This window comes from Hydrogenovibrio crunogenus, from assembly GCF_004786015.1.
Taxonomy (GTDB): domain Bacteria; phylum Pseudomonadota; class Gammaproteobacteria; order Thiomicrospirales; family Thiomicrospiraceae; genus Hydrogenovibrio; species Hydrogenovibrio crunogenus.
The window spans coordinates 1,064,335-1,082,158 of record NZ_CP032096.1 but is presented as its reverse complement, the minus strand read 5'-3'; the positions used below and the strand labels follow the sequence as shown (position 1 = coordinate 1,082,158).

General features: G+C 40.7%; 22 protein-coding genes and 2 riboswitches. Of the genes, 10 read left to right on the top strand and 12 right to left on the bottom strand.

Annotation, left to right across the window (positions count from 1 at the left end):
- Window position 1: 1 nt before the first annotated feature.
- From GHNINEIG_RS05205 to GHNINEIG_RS05175, 7 genes are all read right to left on the bottom strand, one after another.
- Entirely contained in the window at window positions 2-928 is a 927-nt protein-coding gene (locus GHNINEIG_RS05205; protein ID WP_135795665.1) for an ABC transporter ATP-binding protein, read from the bottom strand.
- Window positions 929-1,007: 79 nt separating this feature from the next.
- The gene (locus GHNINEIG_RS05200) at window positions 1,008-1,310 is read right to left on the bottom strand and encodes an STAS domain-containing protein (RefSeq protein ID WP_135795664.1); all 303 of its coding nucleotides are present in this window, start codon (window positions 1,308-1,310) and stop codon (window positions 1,008-1,010) included.
- Window positions 1,311-1,313: 3 nt separating this feature from the next.
- Window positions 1,314-1,958 carry an MlaC/ttg2D family ABC transporter substrate-binding protein gene (locus GHNINEIG_RS05195; RefSeq protein WP_135795663.1) on the bottom strand — a complete coding sequence of 215 codons (645 nt, stop codon included), beginning with the start codon at window positions 1,956-1,958 and terminating at the stop codon, window positions 1,314-1,316.
- Window positions 1,955-2,431, bottom strand: coding sequence for an outer membrane lipid asymmetry maintenance protein MlaD (gene mlaD, locus GHNINEIG_RS05190; protein WP_135795662.1), 477 nt, complete (start codon window positions 2,429-2,431; stop codon window positions 1,955-1,957). The genes GHNINEIG_RS05195 and mlaD overlap by 4 nt, the downstream gene beginning before the upstream one ends.
- Before the next feature lie 46 nt (window positions 2,432-2,477).
- On the bottom strand, window positions 2,478-3,263 hold the full coding sequence (gene mlaE, locus GHNINEIG_RS05185; protein ID WP_189636932.1) for a lipid asymmetry maintenance ABC transporter permease subunit MlaE: 786 nt from the start codon (window positions 3,261-3,263) through the stop codon (window positions 2,478-2,480).
- Window positions 3,260-4,057: an ATP-binding cassette domain-containing protein gene (locus tag GHNINEIG_RS05180; protein ID WP_135796831.1), complete on the bottom strand. Its 798-nt coding sequence runs from the start codon at window positions 4,055-4,057 to the stop codon at window positions 3,260-3,262. The genes mlaE and GHNINEIG_RS05180 overlap by 4 nt, the downstream gene beginning before the upstream one ends.
- 96 nt (window positions 4,058-4,153) lie before the next feature.
- Entirely contained in the window at window positions 4,154-4,759 is a 606-nt protein-coding gene (locus GHNINEIG_RS05175) for a DUF72 domain-containing protein (RefSeq protein ID WP_135795661.1), read from the bottom strand.
- Window positions 4,760-4,868: 109 nt separating this feature from the next.
- Between GHNINEIG_RS05175 and GHNINEIG_RS05170 the strand changes: the two genes are divergently transcribed.
- From GHNINEIG_RS05170 to mgtE, 7 genes are all read left to right on the top strand, one after another.
- Entirely contained in the window at window positions 4,869-5,858 is a 990-nt protein-coding gene (locus GHNINEIG_RS05170) for a calcium/sodium antiporter (protein WP_135795660.1), read from the top strand.
- Window positions 5,859-5,870: 12 nt separating this feature from the next.
- Window positions 5,871-6,413, top strand: coding sequence for a KdsC family phosphatase (locus GHNINEIG_RS05165; protein ID WP_135795659.1), 543 nt, complete (start codon window positions 5,871-5,873; stop codon window positions 6,411-6,413).
- 88 nt (window positions 6,414-6,501) lie between these two features.
- A complete protein-coding gene (lptC, locus tag GHNINEIG_RS05160) occupies window positions 6,502-7,086 on the top strand; it encodes an LPS export ABC transporter periplasmic protein LptC (RefSeq protein ID WP_135795658.1) in 585 nt (194 codons plus the stop codon).
- Window positions 7,087-7,128: 42 nt separating this feature from the next.
- Window positions 7,129-7,680: a lipopolysaccharide transport periplasmic protein LptA gene (gene lptA / locus GHNINEIG_RS05155; protein WP_135795657.1), complete on the top strand. Its 552-nt coding sequence runs from the start codon at window positions 7,129-7,131 to the stop codon at window positions 7,678-7,680.
- Window positions 7,681-8,403 carry an LPS export ABC transporter ATP-binding protein gene (lptB, locus tag GHNINEIG_RS05150; protein WP_135795656.1) on the top strand — a complete coding sequence of 241 codons (723 nt, stop codon included), beginning with the start codon at window positions 7,681-7,683 and terminating at the stop codon, window positions 8,401-8,403.
- 154 nt (window positions 8,404-8,557) lie between these two features.
- Window positions 8,558-8,893, top strand: a complete 336-nt coding sequence (gene hpf / locus GHNINEIG_RS05145) for a ribosome hibernation-promoting factor, HPF/YfiA family (protein WP_011370394.1) — start codon at window positions 8,558-8,560, stop codon at window positions 8,891-8,893.
- 166 nt (window positions 8,894-9,059) lie between these two features.
- The gene (gene mgtE, locus GHNINEIG_RS05140) at window positions 9,060-10,421 is read left to right on the top strand and encodes a magnesium transporter (protein WP_135795655.1); all 1,362 of its coding nucleotides are present in this window, start codon (window positions 9,060-9,062) and stop codon (window positions 10,419-10,421) included.
- Window positions 10,422-10,436: 15 nt separating this feature from the next.
- On the opposite strand, the gene GHNINEIG_RS11670 is transcribed toward mgtE, so the two are convergent.
- From GHNINEIG_RS11670 to GHNINEIG_RS05120, 5 genes are all read right to left on the bottom strand, one after another.
- Window positions 10,437-10,577 (bottom strand): hypothetical protein, encoded by a 141-nt coding sequence (locus GHNINEIG_RS11670; RefSeq protein WP_189636931.1) that lies wholly within the window; start codon window positions 10,575-10,577, stop codon window positions 10,437-10,439.
- Between the two features lie 94 nt (window positions 10,578-10,671).
- A riboswitch (cyclic di-GMP riboswitch) is annotated at window positions 10,672-10,755 on the bottom strand.
- Between the two features lie 271 nt (window positions 10,756-11,026).
- Window positions 11,027-12,601: a peptide chain release factor 3 gene (locus GHNINEIG_RS05135; protein ID WP_135795654.1), complete on the bottom strand. Its 1,575-nt coding sequence runs from the start codon at window positions 12,599-12,601 to the stop codon at window positions 11,027-11,029.
- A gap of 491 nt (window positions 12,602-13,092) precedes the next feature.
- Window positions 13,093-13,167, bottom strand: a riboswitch (cyclic di-GMP riboswitch).
- A 95-nt stretch (window positions 13,168-13,262) separates the two neighbouring features.
- Complete coding sequence (locus GHNINEIG_RS05130) at window positions 13,263-13,937, bottom strand: response regulator (RefSeq protein WP_135795653.1); 675 nt, start codon at window positions 13,935-13,937, stop codon at window positions 13,263-13,265.
- Window positions 13,938-13,948: 11 nt separating this feature from the next.
- Entirely contained in the window at window positions 13,949-15,367 is a 1,419-nt protein-coding gene (locus tag GHNINEIG_RS05125) for an ATP-binding protein (protein WP_223260943.1), read from the bottom strand.
- Between the two features lie 45 nt (window positions 15,368-15,412).
- Window positions 15,413-15,958, bottom strand: coding sequence for a cytochrome b (locus GHNINEIG_RS05120; RefSeq protein WP_135795652.1), 546 nt, complete (start codon window positions 15,956-15,958; stop codon window positions 15,413-15,415).
- Between the two features lie 274 nt (window positions 15,959-16,232).
- Here GHNINEIG_RS05120 and GHNINEIG_RS05115 point away from each other — a divergent pair, with 274 nt between their 5' ends.
- The 3 genes from GHNINEIG_RS05115 to GHNINEIG_RS05105 are packed head-to-tail and all read left to right on the top strand — an operon-like array spanning window position 16,233 to window position 17,765.
- Window positions 16,233-16,667, top strand: a complete 435-nt coding sequence (locus GHNINEIG_RS05115) for a DUF1841 family protein (RefSeq protein WP_135795651.1) — start codon at window positions 16,233-16,235, stop codon at window positions 16,665-16,667.
- Between the two features lie 19 nt (window positions 16,668-16,686).
- Window positions 16,687-17,556 carry a sulfurtransferase gene (locus GHNINEIG_RS05110; protein WP_135795650.1) on the top strand — a complete coding sequence of 290 codons (870 nt, stop codon included), beginning with the start codon at window positions 16,687-16,689 and terminating at the stop codon, window positions 17,554-17,556.
- On the top strand, window positions 17,553-17,765 hold the full coding sequence (locus tag GHNINEIG_RS05105) for a hypothetical protein (RefSeq protein WP_135795649.1): 213 nt from the start codon (window positions 17,553-17,555) through the stop codon (window positions 17,763-17,765). Before GHNINEIG_RS05110 ends, GHNINEIG_RS05105 begins: the two co-directional genes overlap by 4 nt.
- Window positions 17,766-17,824: the final 59 nt, after the last annotated feature.

The window sequence follows — 17,824 nt, the reverse complement described above, 5'->3', positions numbered from 1 at the left end:
CTTAAGCCTCTCCTGTTAAATCTAAAAAGACTTCTTCCAAAGTCGCATCTCGACTAGTCAGATCTCTCACACTCAAATGACTTTGGGACAGCCAGCTTAACATTTGATTTAAAGGCACATTCTTTTCCAATTTAAACATCAGGCCATTCGCATCCTGCTCAATAAAACGTTCTTTTAACTCAGGGGATAACTTTTTCTCCTCAAACCCTGCTGAAGCCTCCAAAACAACTCTCAAATAACGGTAGTTGTGGCGAGACAGCAGATCAGAAGTGGTCTCCATGGCTTTAAGCTCACCTCCTTTTACAATGGCAACCTCTTCACACAACGCTTCCGCTTCCTCCAAATAATGCGTGGTTAGAATGATTGTATGACCTTTTTTATGCAACTCTTTAGTGAATTCCCAAAGTGTGCGCCTCAAGTCGACGTCAACCCCTGCTGTCGGTTCATCCAACACCAATACTTCCGGGCGATGAACCAGCGCCATGGCAATCAACACTCTTCGTTTCATCCCACCGGACAACTCATTGGTTACAGAATTGGCTTTATCTGTTAAGGCTAAGCGCTCCAGCAACTCATCAATCCATAATTTTTGCTCACGACTTCTTAAACCAAAATAACCACTTTGAATATCCAACAGCTCACGTAAAGTAAAAAACGGATCCGAAATCAATTCCTGCGGAACCACGCCTAAATAACGGCGAGCTTGACGGTAATCGGTATTCACATCGTACCCATTCACCAAAATCTTACCGGATGTCGGCTTGACCAAACCCGCCATACTGTTAATCAAAGTGGATTTTCCGGCCCCATTCGGACCTAACAAGCCAAAAAAACTACCAGGCCTGACATCAAAAGACACCCCTTTCAAGGCGTCTAAAGAACCATACTGCTTTTTAACAGCCTGAAATGAAACAGCGGGAGCTGACATAAGTTAAAACCCCTAAAACCAATTTAGAATGTAAAAAGAAATGTATCAAAACACACTGATTTAATAATGAGCGATACAATTAAGAAAAATGAAAAACATCATCCAAGTTATACAGATTGACGAGTACTTTCAGGTCATCAGGTAACGACAACACCTTTAAAGGGTGATCAATTAGTGATTGAAAATACAGCAATAATGCCAAGCAGGAAGAATCGGCTTCTTTCACTTTCGAACAGTCAACCACCTCTATCGGGGTCATCAAGCTTTTAATACCTTGCGCATAAAAGTTGGAAACCGCATCCATATTGATGTGTCCTGAAAGCTTAATCAGATTCTCTTCAACAATCGCGACTGTTTCCTTTGACACATTAACAACCATCATTGCTTAGCTCTCTTCTGGCTCAACCAATTTTGATTCATTATTTTTGATGACCAACCCTTTAATCACGTCATCAATACCTGATTTTTGAAATTCCGATGCGAAAGATTTTCGATAGTTCAACAACATGCTAATTCCTTCAATAGAAACATCGTATAAAAACCACTTTTGCTTTTTCTTGTTCCAATAAGCCCGGTAAACCACGGTCGACTTATTACCATCGGCTTGTGTGACTTCAGTTTTGACAGATGCACGCCCTTCGCGTGTTTCAATCATTTTTTCAACCACAATACTGGTGACTTTTAACTTTAGGATACTTTTAGAGTATGACCGTAACAACGTGTTCGTAAAGGCATCAACAAATGCTTCTTGCTGAGCTTTCGTTGCGGTTCTCCAATAACGCCCCATTACATAACGCGCCATTTTGGGGGTGTCAACGTAGGGTAGAACAAATTCATCTGCAAAAGCTTTAATCTTTTGAGGGTCTGCTTCCAGTTCTTCTCGTCGAGCATCAACTTCGGATACAACTGTTTCTGAAAGCTCCTTAACAAGCGTTTCAGGGTTGTCTTGTGAAATAGGTTGAGCACAAGCAACACCACCGCTAAACCCTAAAAGTGAGAGCATTAACAAAAAGGGTTTAAAATAATTCATTTTGAACTGTCTCCACTGTCTGCAAATTTGGTTAAAAACTGCCCGATCAACTCTTCCAAGACCAAAGCTGGCTGAACCAAGTCGAGCTGGTCACCCTCTCTTAAATACACATCATCCGCTCCGGGTTCCAAGCCAATATACTGATCTCCAAGCAAGCCCGACGTTAATATAGACGCTGATGTATCTAAAGGAAGCTCATCATAATCCTTGTAAATTTGCATCTTTACGCGTGCTTGATATGTCGTCTTATCAACCGAAATATCACTGACCCGCCCCACGACAACACCACTGATTTTAACGGGAGAGCGCACTTTTAAACCACCGATATTACTGAACAAGGCATTAATTTGGTAAGTCGGCTTTTCTTGAAGACCTTGAAAGTTACTGACTTTTAAGGCAATCATGATCAAAGAAATCATTGCCAGCAAGACAAAAACGCCTACCCAAATTTCAATTATTTTTCGTCGAGTCATTCTTTTTATCCTAAAAATTTGTTGCTCTGTTGTTAAATCTATTTATTTAGTGAAACATGATCGCTGTCAAGATAAAGTCCAGCCCTAACACTCCTAATGAAGAATGAACAACCGTGCGAGTGGTTGCCCGACTGACCCCTTCTGACGTTGGAATAGCATCATACCCTTGAAATAAAGCAACGATAGCAATCAAAACTGCAAATGCAATTGATTTAATAATGCCATTCAGCACATCTTCATTCCAGTCAACGTGTTCATTCATTTGAGTCCAAAAAGCGCCTTCATCGACGCCAAGCCAACCAACACCGACAATGTAACCACCCAAAATCCCCATGGCAATAAACATTAGTGACAGCATTGGCAGTACAATTAAAGCCGCTGTAAAACGTGGCGAAAATACAAATTTTAACGGATCGACCGCCATCATTTCTAAGGCTGACAACTGCTCTGTTGACCGCATCAACCCAATTTCAGCGGTTAATGCCGAGCCGGCGCGACCTGCAAACAATAAAGCAGCCACCACAGGCCCCAACTCTCTCAATAAAGACAAAGCGGTCATCGTGCCAACCGCCTCTTCAGAGTTATAATCAACCAACACGTTATAACCCTGTAAACTTAAGACCATACCGACAAACAGGCCTGCCGTCAAAATGATTGGCAAAGACAATACGCCTGAAAAATAGACTTGTTTAACCAGTAAATCTAATCTCAAAATGGAATAAGGCAGTGCGGGTAATAACGATAAAATAAAGATAGCACCCCGTCCAAAACTGGTAAATATCCTTAAAGCTGATTCACCCAGGCTGATCAGTAATCGAAACAACGGATTCATAAGCTTAAATCCTGTAAGTAAGGTTTGGTTGGGTAATCAAAGGGAACAGGGCCATCGGGCAAGCCTTTCAAAAACTGCTGAACATAGTCCGAAGAAGACTCCAGTAAGGATTCAGCCGTGCCTTCAGCAATAATCCTTCCTTCTGACAGAACACAGGCGTAGTCTGCGATGGATAATACTTCATTCACATCATGTGACACCGCCACGCTGGTTAAATTAAGGCTGTCATTTAGTTTGCGTATGAGCTCAATCAACACTCCCATCGTAATCGGATCCTGTCCAACAAAAGGCTCGTCATAAAAAATCATGTCAGGATCCAATGCAATGGCTCTTGCCAAGGCAACCCGTCGAGCCATGCCACCAGACAATTCTGAAACTTTTAATGCCTGCGCACCTCTTAATCCAACAGCTTGTAGTTTCATCAACACCAAAGGACGAATAATTTCTTCCGGAAGCTTTGTATGTTCGCGAACCGGAAAGGCCACATTATCAAAGACATTTAAATCTGTTAATAAAGCACCACTTTGAAAAAGCATGCCCATTTTTCGACGCAGTTCATACAATTTTTTTCTTCTTAACTGATGAACATCTTCCCCGTTTACCAACACTTGTCCACTATCAGGCTGCAACTGCCCTGCTATCAGTTTTAATAACGTTGTTTTCCCAGTACCGCTTGGCCCCATAATCGCCGTCACTTTTCCCGCCGGGATATTCAACGAAAGATCCTCAAAGATTTTGCGATCACCACGAGAAAAACTTAAATTTTTTATTTCGATTATCGATTCAACTGACATATGTTTCAAAGCACAACTTTAATTATTTAAGCCACTTTCTAAAAAGTTAAGGAAAAGATATTAACAAACTTTTATTTAAACCCAAAGACAATAAACCTAATAGCCCATAATTTCACCGACAATTTTTAAGTTTTTCACTTGGTCTATATCAATCTTTTCTCCACCGACAAAAAAAGGCGCACCATTTAGCTCATTTGGTAAAGATTGCATAAACTGCTTCAACATGCTTGACTGAACTTTTCCATCGGCATTTAACTTTTCAACAAACCCTACTGGCTCACCCGAGACATAGACTCCCTCATATTCCCAGCACCATCCGCTTTTCTTAGCGGTTTTCGAAACCAGTGTTACGGTATACCCTTTAAGGTTTTCAGGAAGCTCTTGATTGATGTTTTTCAAAATAATACCCGATGCCTGGTCTTGTAAAATCTGCTTTATTTTTTGAAGTTGATGAACGCTTTGTTCGTTAAACTCACTCACAACCTCTAGGTAAAACCAAAAAGATTCTCCTTCAAGCATATCAGCCAATTCTTCCAGCATTTCTTCTGACCATGACCGCCACACAGATTCTTCAACTAATACACACTCAAAAAAATTACTGTAATAATCAAGCCGCCAATCTTCAGGCATATCTTCCTGATAAAAAGAGTCTAACCAGCTTTCGGACTCCCAGCCTTGTGTACCGATGATTAAGTTGTCCACGTTTACTTCCTTGCGCTTTATAAACTTTATTTATTTTCATTATAAAAAAACATATAATGTTGGCTTTATATTTTTCAACTTGAAAAGAAAAACAAGCAAAAGACATTACATGACAAGTAGCCTCATTCTACCACTAATTGTTTTATTCGTAGGTTTAGCCCTCTTGGTTTGGAGCTCTGACATCTTCATTGAAGGTGCTGCCAGCACGGCGATTCACATGAACATTTCACCGCTCATTATTGGCGTTGTCGTCTTAGGGTTTGGTACCTCCGCTCCGGAAATTTTAGTGGCGATATTGGCCTCTATCGATGACAGCCCCGGGTTAGCAATTGGGAACGTGGTGGGATCAAACATTGCTAATATTGGTTTAGTGCTCGGGGTTACAGCAATCATCTCTCCCGTAGTGATCAAGTCTTCACTTCTTAAGCGCGAATTCCCAATCTTACTCGCCATCTCTTTAGTGGGTATTTTGCTGATGTTGGATCAGGATTTAGATTTCACAGACGGCATCATTCTACTGGCCTTACTGTTAATCGTAATGACCTGGATGATCCGAGCAAATAAAAACATCAATCCGAATGACCCTCTAGCAGAAGAAACCATCGAAGAACTTGAAGACCTTCCCAAATTAAGCAACCAAAAAGCGTTAAGCTTTCTTATCTTAGGGCTGGTCATATTAATGATCAGTGCCAAGATGATGGTTTGGGGTGCGGTTGAAATTGCGCACTTCTTTCATGTTCCTGAAATGATTATTGGTCTAACCATTGTTGCGATTGGAACAAGTTTACCAGAACTTGCAGCCGCTATTACAGCAGCTAAAAAAGGCGAGGCCGATCTAATGATCGGGAATATTCTAGGTTCAAACCTATTTAATTTATTAGCCGTTATGTCAATGCCTGCATTGATTGCTCCTTCGGTTATTGACAATGCGACTTTATTACTCGACTATCCTATTATGCTTGCCTTAACACTGGCTATGCTATTAGTAGCACTCCCTAGAAAAGGCAAAGCGGTAATTACCAAAACAGAAGGCTACATTCTGTTAATCAGCTTCATTGGTTATATGCTATTACTTTACTTCAGAAGCGTCGCAGGCTAAAGGAATTCAAACATGTCTATTGAACAACACTTAATCGATAAAGCATCGAAGATCAAACTGCTGATTCTAGATATCGATGGCGTCCTTTCTGACAATAAACTGATTTATGGTGATGATGGACTGGAGTATAAAGCTTTCTTTACCCGTGATGGTCATGGCATGGTCATGCTACAAAAAAGCGGGATTGAAATCGGTATCATAACTGGACGTAAATCTCCATTAACTGAAAAAAGAATGCAGGATTTAAAGGTCAAGCATTTATATCAAGGGGTTCCAGACAAGCTGCCAACCTTTTTAAACCTGGTCGAAAAACTCGGTTTACACTTTAACGAAATTGCCTACATCGGAGATGACATCTTAGACCTTCCGATATTAACCCGTGTTGGTCTATCTGTATGTCCTTTGGATGCAGACCATGAAGTTAAACCACGCGTGGACTATATTTCGAAATTTAAAGGTGGACAGGGATGCGTGCGCGAAATTTGCGAACTGATTCTTAAATCTCAGGATCTGTGGCAAGCTCACATGGATTTTTATTTACGTAAAGAAGTCTGATACAATCTTACCCATTACGTAAATCAGCGTGTTTTAATGCTTTGCAGCGATTGCCGCAGACAGCAAAAAACACGAATATCAGGCTGTCATGTCAAAAAAACTTTCCGTCATTTTATTATTTGTAGCGGCACTGGTTGTTTTAACCATCGCATTCAAACAATCCATCAATAGAGATGCCTCTTCCGTCCAATCGAAGCCTCTGTCTCTGACCCACAGTTGGCAAATCTTTGAATCTACCAGCTGGCAAATTCCAAAGCTGACTCCCAATACCAAACAAACCATTATTTATTCTGATGAAGTTTTTTATCAAAACAAAACAAAACAAAGCCGTTTTAAAAACCCTTACATCATCCAAGACAAAGAGACCAGTGCGTTTACAATCAAGAGCTTGCAAGGACAGTCTGTAAATGACCAAATCGTTCACTTCAATGGCGATGTCGTTATCCACATGGTTGAAAAACAATCCCCTTCCGAAAATAAAACATTAAAATCTGAACAGATTTCTTATAATACTTTGTCAGAAACATTAACGAGCAAAGTGTACACAGAAATAATTGAGCCCGGTTTAATGATTAGCGGCATTGGCTTTAAAGCCAATATGACTTCAGGAAAATACCGTTTTCTATCTGACGTAAAAACGGTTTACCAACCTCAAAAAACAGAAGACAAATAAACATCATTAACGATAAACTTAATTAAAAGCAGAAAAAACGCCATGTCCCATAAAACTTTACTCACCAGCTTTTTCTTACTGCTTACCGCTATAAGCACTCAGGTCAATAGTGCCGAGTCAACACCAAATACCAATGAAGAATCCTTACCCATTGAAATTAAAGCGGACAGTCTTATTTCTCAAGACCAAAAGGGTCAAAGCATTTACAGTGGCCGAGTCATCATTACCCAAGGCACAACGGTCATTCATGGCGACAAAGTCACCATTTTCCACCCAAACAGAAAAGTGATAAAAGCAATAGTGATTGGGCAACCTGCCACTTTTAAACGCTTTTTACCGGAAGAACAAAACTGGGTTGATGGTCGAGCAGACACCATCACCTACCATGCAGAAAATCGTACTGTGTTGCTTGAAGGTAATGCCTTCGTCAACCAGGAAGGTAAAAACAGCATTTCCGGCCCTGAAATACTTTATAACCTGAACGACAAAACCCTTTCTGCCAAAGGGAACAAGGTAGAAAAGAAACGTATCACCGTTATTTTTGAACCCGAAGAATCAAATACAACTCAAAAACAGTCGGAGTCACAACCATAAATGGCTCATTTTTATGCACGGAAAATCGCCAAAAGCTATAAACGTCGTCGCGTTGTCAGCTCCGTCGACCTAGATGTTGAAAGCGGTCAAGTTGTTGGGCTGCTTGGACCGAATGGCGCAGGAAAAACAACCACCTTTTACATGATGACAGGACTCGTCCCAAATGATGCGGGAGAAATATTCCTTAACAACCAAGAGATCAGCAACCTTTCGATCGATCAAAGGGCAAAATTAGGTATTGGATATCTCCCCCAGGAAGCGTCTGTTTTTCGAAAACTGACTGTTGAGCAGAATATTATGGCCATTCTTGAAATGCGCCCTGAACTGACGCTAGATCAAAAAAAACAACATTATGAAGAATTGATTGATGATCTGCAGATTGGTCACATCACCACACAATTAGGGCAGGCACTATCCGGTGGAGAAAGACGTCGCGTTGAGATAGCGCGAGCCTTAGCTATGGAACCTGATTTCATCTTATTAGATGAGCCTTTTGCAGGGGTAGATCCGATTTCGGTCAAAGACATTCAAAACATTATTTTGCATTTAAAAATGAAAGGCATTGGCGTTTTAATCACTGACCATAATGTCCGAGAAACCCTTGGGGTTTGTGATCAGGCTTACATTCTTCATGCAGGAACCATTCTCGCACAGGGCGCACCGCACGAAATTCTGAGCAATGCCGATGTTAAGCGAGTTTACCTAGGTGAAAACTTTCATTAGAGAAACACGGCAACTCTTACAAAACTTTTAATTAACCTGAAAACGCCTTTTACTTTCTTGACTGTATGCTATACTGAAATTGAAAAACAAGCTTAGATTTTCTTTTAAGCTTCCCTGTAAAATCGCAGCAAAAATAAGATTAAGGAGCGATACTATGCAAATCAATATTACAGGCCATCACATCGAAATTACAGATGCACTTCGTGACTATGTAACTGAAAAAATGCAAAAATTAACCAGACACTTTGATCACGTGACGAATGCTCATGTTATTTTAACCGTCGAAAAACAACAACAAAAAGCGGAAGCAACCGTTCACGCCTCTGGAAAAGATTTATTTGCAGAGCATACATGTGATGACATGTACGCTTCTATTGATGCTCTTATTGACAAGCTAGACCGTCAAATCATCAAACATAAAGAAAAAATCGGCAGTCATCACCAAAAGTCTGGTGGTGTTAAAAACATGACCACTGAAGAAGAAGCTTAAACCTCACTCTTCAAAAAAAGGGCTTTTAAAGCCCTTTTTTTACGTCTGTCTGTAAAGAAAAAGAGTGACCGTTAAAATACAAATCGTAAAATTTTAGTTGCGTTACACCCTTTTCAAGGCATAATCAGACTAAAACATAACAACCTAATTGTTTCGAGAAATGCCCATGTCTCAAATTCATCATACAATTGACAAACTTCAGATTACCGAACAACTCCACAAAGCCGTTAGCGAACAAAACACGGATTACATTCAGCAACTTTTACAAGGTCTTGTTGCCGAAGAAGTTGCCGAAATATTAGAAGCCACACCACCGAAAGAACGTTCGCAATTATGGGGATTACTCCCCTCTGATACGCAAGGGGAAATCTTAGGGCACACCAATGACGAAGTTCGGGCCAACTTATTAAGCCATCTCGATCAACACGAAATCATTCAACTGACAGAAGCGCTTGAAACCGATGATATCGCGGATATTATTCAATCTTTACCAGATGAAGAAAAAAGCAGCTTACTGGCTAAATTACCGGAACAAAACCGCCGTGCTGTACAAACCGCATTATCTTATCCGGAAGACACTGCAGGTGGATTAATGAGTACTGATTTCATCGCTGTTCGCTCTGATGTCACACTTGAAGTAGTCATCCGTCTTCTACGCAAAATAGGCTCTCTGCCGAAAGACATGGTTGATCTGATTGTCAGAGATCGAGATGGGAAATATCAGGGGACATTGAAGCTTAATGAGCTCCTGGTGCATGATGAAGAAACGCTTGTCGCTGACTTAGTCGACCCGAAACGGTTTGCTATTAAAGCTTTAGTACCAGACAAAGAGGTTGCCACTATTTTTGAAAAAAACGACTTGATCTCGATTGCCGTCGTTGATGAAAATAACTTTGTACTGGGACGCATCACCATTGATGATGTTGTCGACATCATCCGAGAAGAAGCTGAAAGAGCTCAAATGGCCAGCGCCGGTCTAGATGATGAAGAAGATTTGTTTGCCCCGCCTCTTCGCTCCGCTAAAAGACGTTCTTTTTGGCTAGGGATCAATTTATTAACCGCTATTTTTGCATCTATTGTAATCGGTTTTTTTGAAGCGACGATTGAACAAGTGGTGGCTTTAGCCGTTTTGATGCCAATTATCGCAAGCATGGGGGGAATAGCAGGCACGCAAACGGCCACTATTGTTATTCGAGCCATCGCGACAGGAAAACTAGGTGCCAAAAATAGTCATAAACTGATTTTAAAGGAAACGGCGGTAGGAAGTTTTAATGGGCTTTTATGGGCCATCTTAACCAGTGTTGTCACCTGGTTTTGGTTTCAAGACAGTGCGCTAGGGATTATTTTCGGTGCTGCGATGCTAATCAACCTTGTTGCAGCGGCATTTGCAGGCGCTTTAATTCCCTTGTTTCTTAACAAAATCAAAGTCGACCCTGCCTTAGCATCAGGATTAATGCTGACGACCGTAACAGATTCTCTTGGTTTCTTCGTCTTCTTAGGATTAGCGACGATTGTATTTACAATCTAAGATCATATCCTATTATTACAGCATGTCGATAACAGTCGGATCAACTGAATAGACATAAGAAACAAGTACCATCATCGCGACGACAAAGAAAGTAATCGTTTTAAAGTGAGATTTCTTTTGCGTTCGAAAAATATTTTCTCTTCTTTTAAGCTTCATAACAATCTATATTACCTTTCTTTTGACCTAACTATTAACTCCATTTGTCCTTAAACGGGGCAGAAAATGTATGGTTTTGATTCTGTCACTTCCTCTACGCAACCCGGCTATCTTTATTTGATGACAAAGACCCGTGGCTTTCCGTCCTTACTTCACAGTAAGTTTGGCAAATCTACATTAATAAGGTGATTGATATTAATGAAACCTGAACTTAAATCAGGTTAACTTATTAATCTTACGAAAAATTAACTATTAAACAATAACATATTTTTTAAAAGAATCAAAATTTTTAACATTTAATCAAATGCTTAGCGATAAAATTTAAAATAAAAGTGATTTGTCTTCACGCTTTATTCAAATTTTGAAACATGATCGAATGAAATTTTTAAGAAGAAAAATTCATGCCAATCGGTGATTGGCATGAATTTATATGAGATAGGATAATTTAATCAGTGTTCGCGTGTGGCAACAAACTGAAGCTCAGGCCAACGCTCTTCAATCAGTGTTAAATTAACACGAGTAGGGGCAATATAAACCAACTCTCCAGCAGCATCATAAGCCACGTTCTCTTTAACTTTCGCCAAGAACTTGTCGATCTCAGTTTTATCACCAATGACCCAACGTGCCGTTGAAACATTAACCGGTTCGAATAAACAAGTCACGTTGTACTCATCTTTTAGTCGCTGGGCCACCACTTCAAATTGCAGAATCCCAACCGCACCCAAAATCAAATCATTATTAATAATTGGACGAAATAATTGCGTTGCCCCTTCTTCTGACAGTTGCGTTAATCCTTTTTGCAATGCTTTCATTTTCATTGGATCTTTCAGCTGTGCCCGCCTGAACAATTCTGGCGCAAAGTTTGGAATCCCTGTAAATTTCAGGTCTTCACCTTGTGTGAAAGTATCCCCGATTTTAATCGTGCCATGGTTATGCAACCCGATAATATCACCTGGATAGGCCAATTCTGCTTGATCGCGCTTATTTGCTAAAAATGTAATTGCTTTCGCAATTTTAACGTCTTTACCAATCCTGACATGCTTTAAACTCATGCCCTTTTCATACTTACCAGACACGATTCGCATAAATGCCACGCGATCACGATGCTTAGGGTCCATGTTGGCTTGGATTTTAAAAATAAAACCGGTTAATTTTTCTTCATCAGATTTAACAAATCGCGTGCTGGCTTCACGCCCTTCTGGCGCAGGTGCATATTTTGCAAAGCCATCTAATAACTCTTGCAAACCGAAATTATTCACGGCTGATCCAAAAAATACAGGGGTCATTTTCCCTTTTAGAAAAGCATCCAACTCGAATTCATGGCTGGCCCCTCTGACCAGTTCAATTTCATCTCGTAATTCTTCTGCAAGACTGCCTAACTTTTCATCTAGCTCAGGATTATCCAACCCATGAATCAACTCCCCTTCCGAGGCATTCAACCCATCAGCCGATTCAAAAAGACGTACGGTATCATTATAAAGATGATAGATCCCTTTAAAACGTTTTCCCATACCAATTGGCCAAGTCATCGGGGCACAATTGATTTTCAATACCTCTTCCACTTCATCCAACAGCTCTATCGGCTCCTTTCCTTCACGGTCCAGCTTGTTGATAAACGTTAAGATAGGCGTGTCTCTTAGGCGGCATACTTCCATTAATTTAATGGTTCGATCTTCAACCCCTTTAGCCACATCAATCACCATTAAAGCGGAATCCACAGCCGTCAGAGTACGATAAGTATCTTCCGAAAAGTCTTCATGCCCAGGGGTATCCAAAAGATTGATCATGACATCTTTATAAGGGAACTGCATCACGGAGGACGCAACAGAAATACCTCTTTCTTGCTCCATCTTCATCCAATCGGATGTAGCCGAACGATCTGTTTTACGACTTTTTACCGCCCCAGCCATCTGGATGGCGCCACCGTATAACAATAGTTTTTCAGTGACCGTGGTTTTCCCGGCGTCCGGGTGGGAAATGATGGCAAAAGTACGCCTTTTATTTGTTTCTAATTGCAGTGACATAAATCGATTTATCTACTTAATTGGGCTTGAGGTGTATTTGAATAACAAAAAACAGCCAGGCCTGGTCGTTTTTATGAGAACGTTAAATACTTTTGGGCAGAATTATACCTGATATTAAGAGCGATTCCTAAAGGAATCCTTTAGAGAAGGAAATGCGAATCAAACGGGTCAGATCAAAGAAAAAAATGGGGGCAAAAAAGCCCCCCAAAAATTTTCCCCCTAGTGTGGTATTCCCACGTCAGAAATGGGAAAGAGGAAAATTAGTTGCACTCTGAACAAGGTTATAACTTGATAAATCATCAATAGATAATGCAGTTAAAAAACAACACAACATCAGCAAAATGAAAAAAGCGATAAACGGCTTGATGCATAACTGCCATGTCATTAATTTTTTAAAAGGCTAAATGAAATCCAATCACATAGAAAGGATCTAAACAGAACATATAACGATAGGTTCTTAAGTGTTTCCACTTAAATAAATGTGTCGTTAAAAAGGTAACCCGGCCATCTCAGAGAGATCCGTGGCTTTCTGTCTTCGCCTCGCGACGAATTTAGCTTTATCAAATTAAGATGAGGTAATACTAAAAGATTCGATACAAAAAAACAATAGTTTTTTTACGTAATTTTTAAAAAAAGCGCCTTTTTTCAATACTTCTAAGCATTAAGCGTGAAACTCAAACTTATAACCGACGCCATAAACTGAGTAAATCAATTCTTTTGAAGTCAATTCGTCTGCCAGCTTATGTCGTAGCTTTTTAATATGACTGTCTACCGTGCGATCAGAAACCACTCGATTGTCTGGATAAATACTTCCAATCAACTGACTTCTGGAATAAATACGCCCGGGGCTAGCGCTCAATAACTTTAAGATCGCAAATTCAACCATAGATAAATTAACCGTTTTTCCATGGTAACGAACCTGATAACGTTCTTCATCCATATGCCAATCTTCATGATCTTCCTGGCGTAAAGAACTTCGTCGAAGCAAGGCCTTAACGCGTGCAACCAATTCACGAGGACTAAACGGCTTACAGATATAATCATCTGCACCTAATTCCAGGCCTAAAATCCGATCAATTTCTTCTACTTTAGCCGTTAACATGATAATCGGTACCTGGCTAATGGCTCGGACTTCTTTACAAACTTGCAGTCCATCTTTTCCCGGCAACATAATATCTAATAAAATCAAGTCAACAGGATGCTGCTGAACCCAGTCCAATACGTCTGACCCATTATCAATACACACCGTTTTAAAACCACTGTCTTGTAGGTACTCTTGAACAATATTGGCAATTTTAATTTCATCTTCCACAATTAAGATGGTTTCATTACTCATCGAAATTCCTTTTAAACCGGTAACTTTACTGAAACTTTTATGCCACCCAATTCAGACGGAGCCACAGAAACCTTGCCCATGTGAGCTTCCACAATCTGCTGTACAATTGCCAACCCAAGGCCAGCACCGCCATGCCGTCGGTTTCGAGACCCTTCTGTGCGATACAATCTCTCAAATAAATATGGAATTTCATCTTCATTAACGGAAGGCGCAGAATCTTCAATGCTAAAAATGACATGACTTGAAGTACGACTTAACGAGATTATAACTTGTCCCTGTTCTCCTGAAGCCGTCACGGCATCTGTATAAGCAATACTATTCCATAGCAAGTTGGTGACCAGTTGCTGCAAACGCGATTCATCACCATTTAATTTGAAGGTATCTTCAGAAAAGTGCACCGACAACCGCAACCCTTTTTCTTGAGCTGCATCGTCTACCATCGCCACTGAGCTCGTCACAACACGTTTAAAATCAACAGGGTTCATTTTATAGTTCAATCCCCCAATATCATTCAAGGTGACCTGGTATAAATCATCCACCAACCGATTGAGCCATAAAACTTCTTCATGAATTTGCTGCAAATTTGTTTCATTAGCAGGACGAATACCATCTTTAATAGCCTCTAAACTGCCCTGTAAAATCGTCAACGGTGTCCGTAATTCATGAGAAATATCGGCAATCCACTGATTTCTACTTTGCTGACTTTTTTCCAGACTGGCGGCAAGATAATTGAAGTCTTGTTGCAGCTGCCCGAACTCATCTTTTCGGTCATGCTGCAAGCGTGTTGCAAACTGACCTTGAGATAACTTTCGCATCCCTAATGTCAGTTTTCGTATTGGAGATAAAAAGTGACTGGCGAAAGGCAACAAGAGCAACAGCGCCACCCCTGTCATCAAAACCGCTCCCCAAGTGAAAACCATCGACTGATCTTCTGTAAACTCAATATCGGTCTTTTCCGTCAGCTCATCGCGATGGTTGTACCCCAGCTGCCCGACTTCTTCACGATCGACAATAATGGATTCTTCCATGCCATTTTTAGTTGGCTCTGGCCCAATAATCACCTGACCTTCTTTGCTGATGAGACTGACACGACTCTCAAACTCATCAGGATGAATTTGTAGCATTTTAGGGTACTCTCGTTCTAAGAGAATATCCATCGGAATATAGGTATGCGTTAAATCAACACGATGAGAGGCTGTCAACAAGCGTTGCCACACGTCTAAATCCAGGTCATTTGTATCAAACACCCCTTTTTCATCCATGTAGACTTCAATGTTATTTTTCAAACGCTCTAGACGAAGCTGATCTCGCTTATCCACATACTTAACCATGGTGTTATGCAGCAAGTATTGATTGCTCCACATCATGGCTTCAAGCATCAAAAACCCAAAGCCAAGCAATACTAAGATCAGTTTTAAGCGTAATGTCATAATCGAATCAAATTCTTTATCATATGAGCCAAGATTCTTGCCGTATTATTCTTTGCCAACCATGCGGTTTAAAGTAGCGTCTTTATAGAAATAATGATGTTTCAAGGCCCCCGCTATATGCAACACAATAATGGCAGGCAAAATCAACTCACCCAAAATTTCATGAAATTCTTCAGCCGCTTCATGTAAGCCCTCATTTTCAGATACAATCGCAGGCAAGACAAACCAATCAAACACGGCCACGTCATGCCCACCGGAGCTGGACATCACCCACCCCGATAAAGGCATCAGAACCAACCCTAAATACAGCAGCCCTTTCACACTGTGCGCTAAAATATGTTCAAAGCGTGTTGAAGACAAACTTTCAGGATTCGGCGACAGTTTCAGCCATAAGAGTCTAAAGAAGAACAATCCAAGAATAATCACCCCTATTGACTTATGCAGGTCATAGAGATCACTTCTTTCTGGTCCTTTGGGTAAAGAACCCATATAAATACCCAATGCAATCATGCCGATAAACAAAACGGCCGTTACCCAATGATTCACAATACTGACCCAACCAAACTGTGTGGATGTGTTCTTAATTCTCATCTTTTTTCCTTAAAAATATCGTCAGAAAACAATTTCTCGCAATAACACATTACTAACGTCAATGCTTACTTTACTCCGTGTATTGTATTTAGTATAAAATTTTAAAGCCAATTTAAATGTGCAATAACTGTGAACGCCGCTTTTACACTGGTTTTCTCTCACACCCAATCATGCTAAAACGCATACCAGATCCAAAAAACTTTGCGCAAATCCGGCGTGTTTTCGTTAAACTATCACTTAATTACAACCTTCCAAGAATACCGAAAAACACACTATGTTTTACACTACCGAACGAGACAAAATGCGTCAGTTTTATGTTGAAACCTGGCAAAAAGCAACTCAAAACCAACCTATGGATGCGATGGAAACCATGGTCGCCCGTGTTATTGAAATGCATCCTGAATATCACATGATGCTGACAAATGAAAAGCATTTGGGAAATGATTACTTGCCTGAGCTGGGTGAAACCAACCCTTTTTTGCATATGGGGATGCACCTTGGTTTACAAGAACAAGTCGCATTGGATCGCCCGGCAGGCATTCAAGCCCTCTATCAACAACTGGGAAATCAGATTGGTGATGTACATGAAACAGAACATGCCATGATGGACTGTTTAGGCGAAGCTCTGTGGCAATCGCAACAACAGCAAGGAATGCCTGATGAAGAAGCTTACTTGACCTGTTTGAAGAACCTTCTCTCTCCTTCTTAATTTACATTTGGGTCTCCTTATGCGTGTATTACCATTATTATGTTTATTATTCAGCTCTTCTGTTTGGGCAAAGCTACCCGTTTTCGTTTCCGCTGACTGGGTTCAGGAACACCAGGAAAACATCAAGCTGATTGATCTCAGCAGTCGAGATCAATTTCAAAAATACCATCTTCCCAATGCCATCTGGGTGAATTATGCTTGGCTCATCAAACCACAAAACGGATTGCAATTGAGTGGTGGACCGGACTATATGGCCAAAGTACTCTCTCAACTGGGGATTACACCCAAAGACCAAGTTATTCTTTATGACAACCAAGGGAATTTAGACGCCAGCCGACTGTATTGGGAGCTTAAAAAGCTCAATCACGAAAATGTTGCTCTGTTAGATGGCGGCAGTGTTCAATGGGTTTTAAAAGGTTATCCAGTTACTCAAAAAATGCCAAAAATCACCCCTGCAAACTATCCTACACCTTCAACCTCATCGACCGATCGACTCACAGCCAACAAACAAGAAGTCATGGCGGCCATTCAAAATAAACAGGTCGCTTTACTCGACACTCGAACCAAAGAAGAATATTTAGGGTCTTCTAAAGAAAAACGTACTGGACATATTCCTGGTGCTCAACTGTTCCCGTGGCAAGCGGCTGTTGATTTTCGCAATGGATACCAGCAACGTTCTGCACAACAACTGACAGCTTTTCTAGAGCAAGTCGGCATAACAGATAAAAACCAGCAAATTATTTTATACTGCAATACCGCCCATCGGGCAGCGCGTTTGTTTCCGATGTTGCAAAGCTTAGGGTTTGAACAAGTGCGACTTTATGATGGTTCCACTCAGGAATGGAGTCAGGACAAATCCTTACCATTGACGACAGGAGCAATTCAATGACAACTCAATCCCATCCTCTGAAACGGGCAATACGAAATGGACTTTTAATGGCGGTGGTCGTTGGTGGCGTAACACACTTTCAAGGAAGTGAAGCACCTGAAGTAATGACGTCCATGCTGTTTACTTTTGGTATCGTAACCCCTGCCTTGTGGCTCTCTTATCGCTTTACCCAAAAACTTCTGCAACGTCAACGCCATAAGCCTGATTAAAAACAACCAGGCCTGGCACTTTTTATCCTATAGACAGTCAATTTAGAAAAAAGGACAAC

Excerpts from the sequence above, each read along its gene's own strand:
- GHNINEIG_RS05205 (WP_135795665.1), bottom strand. The coding sequence starts at position 928 with ATGTCAGCTCCCGCTGTTTCATTTCAGGCTGTTAAAAAGCAGTATGGT.
- GHNINEIG_RS05200 (WP_135795664.1), bottom strand. The coding sequence starts at position 1,310 with ATGATGGTTGTTAATGTGTCAAAGGAAACAGTCGCGATTGTTGAAGAG.
- GHNINEIG_RS05195 (WP_135795663.1), bottom strand. The coding sequence starts at position 1,958 with ATGAATTATTTTAAACCCTTTTTGTTAATGCTCTCACTTTTAGGGTTT.
- mlaD (WP_135795662.1), bottom strand. The coding sequence starts at position 2,431 with ATGACTCGACGAAAAATAATTGAAATTTGGGTAGGCGTTTTTGTCTTG.
- mlaE (WP_189636932.1), bottom strand. The coding sequence starts at position 3,263 with ATGAATCCGTTGTTTCGATTACTGATCAGCCTGGGTGAATCAGCTTTA.
- GHNINEIG_RS05180 (WP_135796831.1), bottom strand. The coding sequence starts at position 4,057 with ATGTCAGTTGAATCGATAATCGAAATAAAAAATTTAAGTTTTTCTCGT.
- GHNINEIG_RS05170 (WP_135795660.1), top strand. The coding sequence starts at position 4,869 with ATGACAAGTAGCCTCATTCTACCACTAATTGTTTTATTCGTAGGTTTA.
- GHNINEIG_RS05165 (WP_135795659.1), top strand. The coding sequence starts at position 5,871 with ATGTCTATTGAACAACACTTAATCGATAAAGCATCGAAGATCAAACTG.
- lptC (WP_135795658.1), top strand. The coding sequence starts at position 6,502 with ATGTCAAAAAAACTTTCCGTCATTTTATTATTTGTAGCGGCACTGGTT.
- lptA (WP_135795657.1), top strand. The coding sequence starts at position 7,129 with ATGTCCCATAAAACTTTACTCACCAGCTTTTTCTTACTGCTTACCGCT.
- lptB (WP_135795656.1), top strand. The coding sequence starts at position 7,681 with ATGGCTCATTTTTATGCACGGAAAATCGCCAAAAGCTATAAACGTCGT.
- hpf (WP_011370394.1), top strand. The coding sequence starts at position 8,558 with ATGCAAATCAATATTACAGGCCATCACATCGAAATTACAGATGCACTT.
- mgtE (WP_135795655.1), top strand. The coding sequence starts at position 9,060 with ATGTCTCAAATTCATCATACAATTGACAAACTTCAGATTACCGAACAA.
- GHNINEIG_RS11670 (WP_189636931.1), bottom strand. The coding sequence starts at position 10,577 with ATGAAGCTTAAAAGAAGAGAAAATATTTTTCGAACGCAAAAGAAATCT.
- GHNINEIG_RS05135 (WP_135795654.1), bottom strand. The coding sequence starts at position 12,601 with ATGTCACTGCAATTAGAAACAAATAAAAGGCGTACTTTTGCCATCATT.
- GHNINEIG_RS05130 (WP_135795653.1), bottom strand. The coding sequence starts at position 13,937 with ATGAGTAATGAAACCATCTTAATTGTGGAAGATGAAATTAAAATTGCC.
- GHNINEIG_RS05125 (WP_223260943.1), bottom strand. The coding sequence starts at position 15,367 with ATGACATTACGCTTAAAACTGATCTTAGTATTGCTTGGCTTTGGGTTT.
- GHNINEIG_RS05120 (WP_135795652.1), bottom strand. The coding sequence starts at position 15,958 with ATGAGAATTAAGAACACATCCACACAGTTTGGTTGGGTCAGTATTGTG.
- GHNINEIG_RS05115 (WP_135795651.1), top strand. The coding sequence starts at position 16,233 with ATGTTTTACACTACCGAACGAGACAAAATGCGTCAGTTTTATGTTGAA.
- GHNINEIG_RS05110 (WP_135795650.1), top strand. The coding sequence starts at position 16,687 with ATGCGTGTATTACCATTATTATGTTTATTATTCAGCTCTTCTGTTTGG.
- GHNINEIG_RS05105 (WP_135795649.1), top strand. The coding sequence starts at position 17,553 with ATGACAACTCAATCCCATCCTCTGAAACGGGCAATACGAAATGGACTT.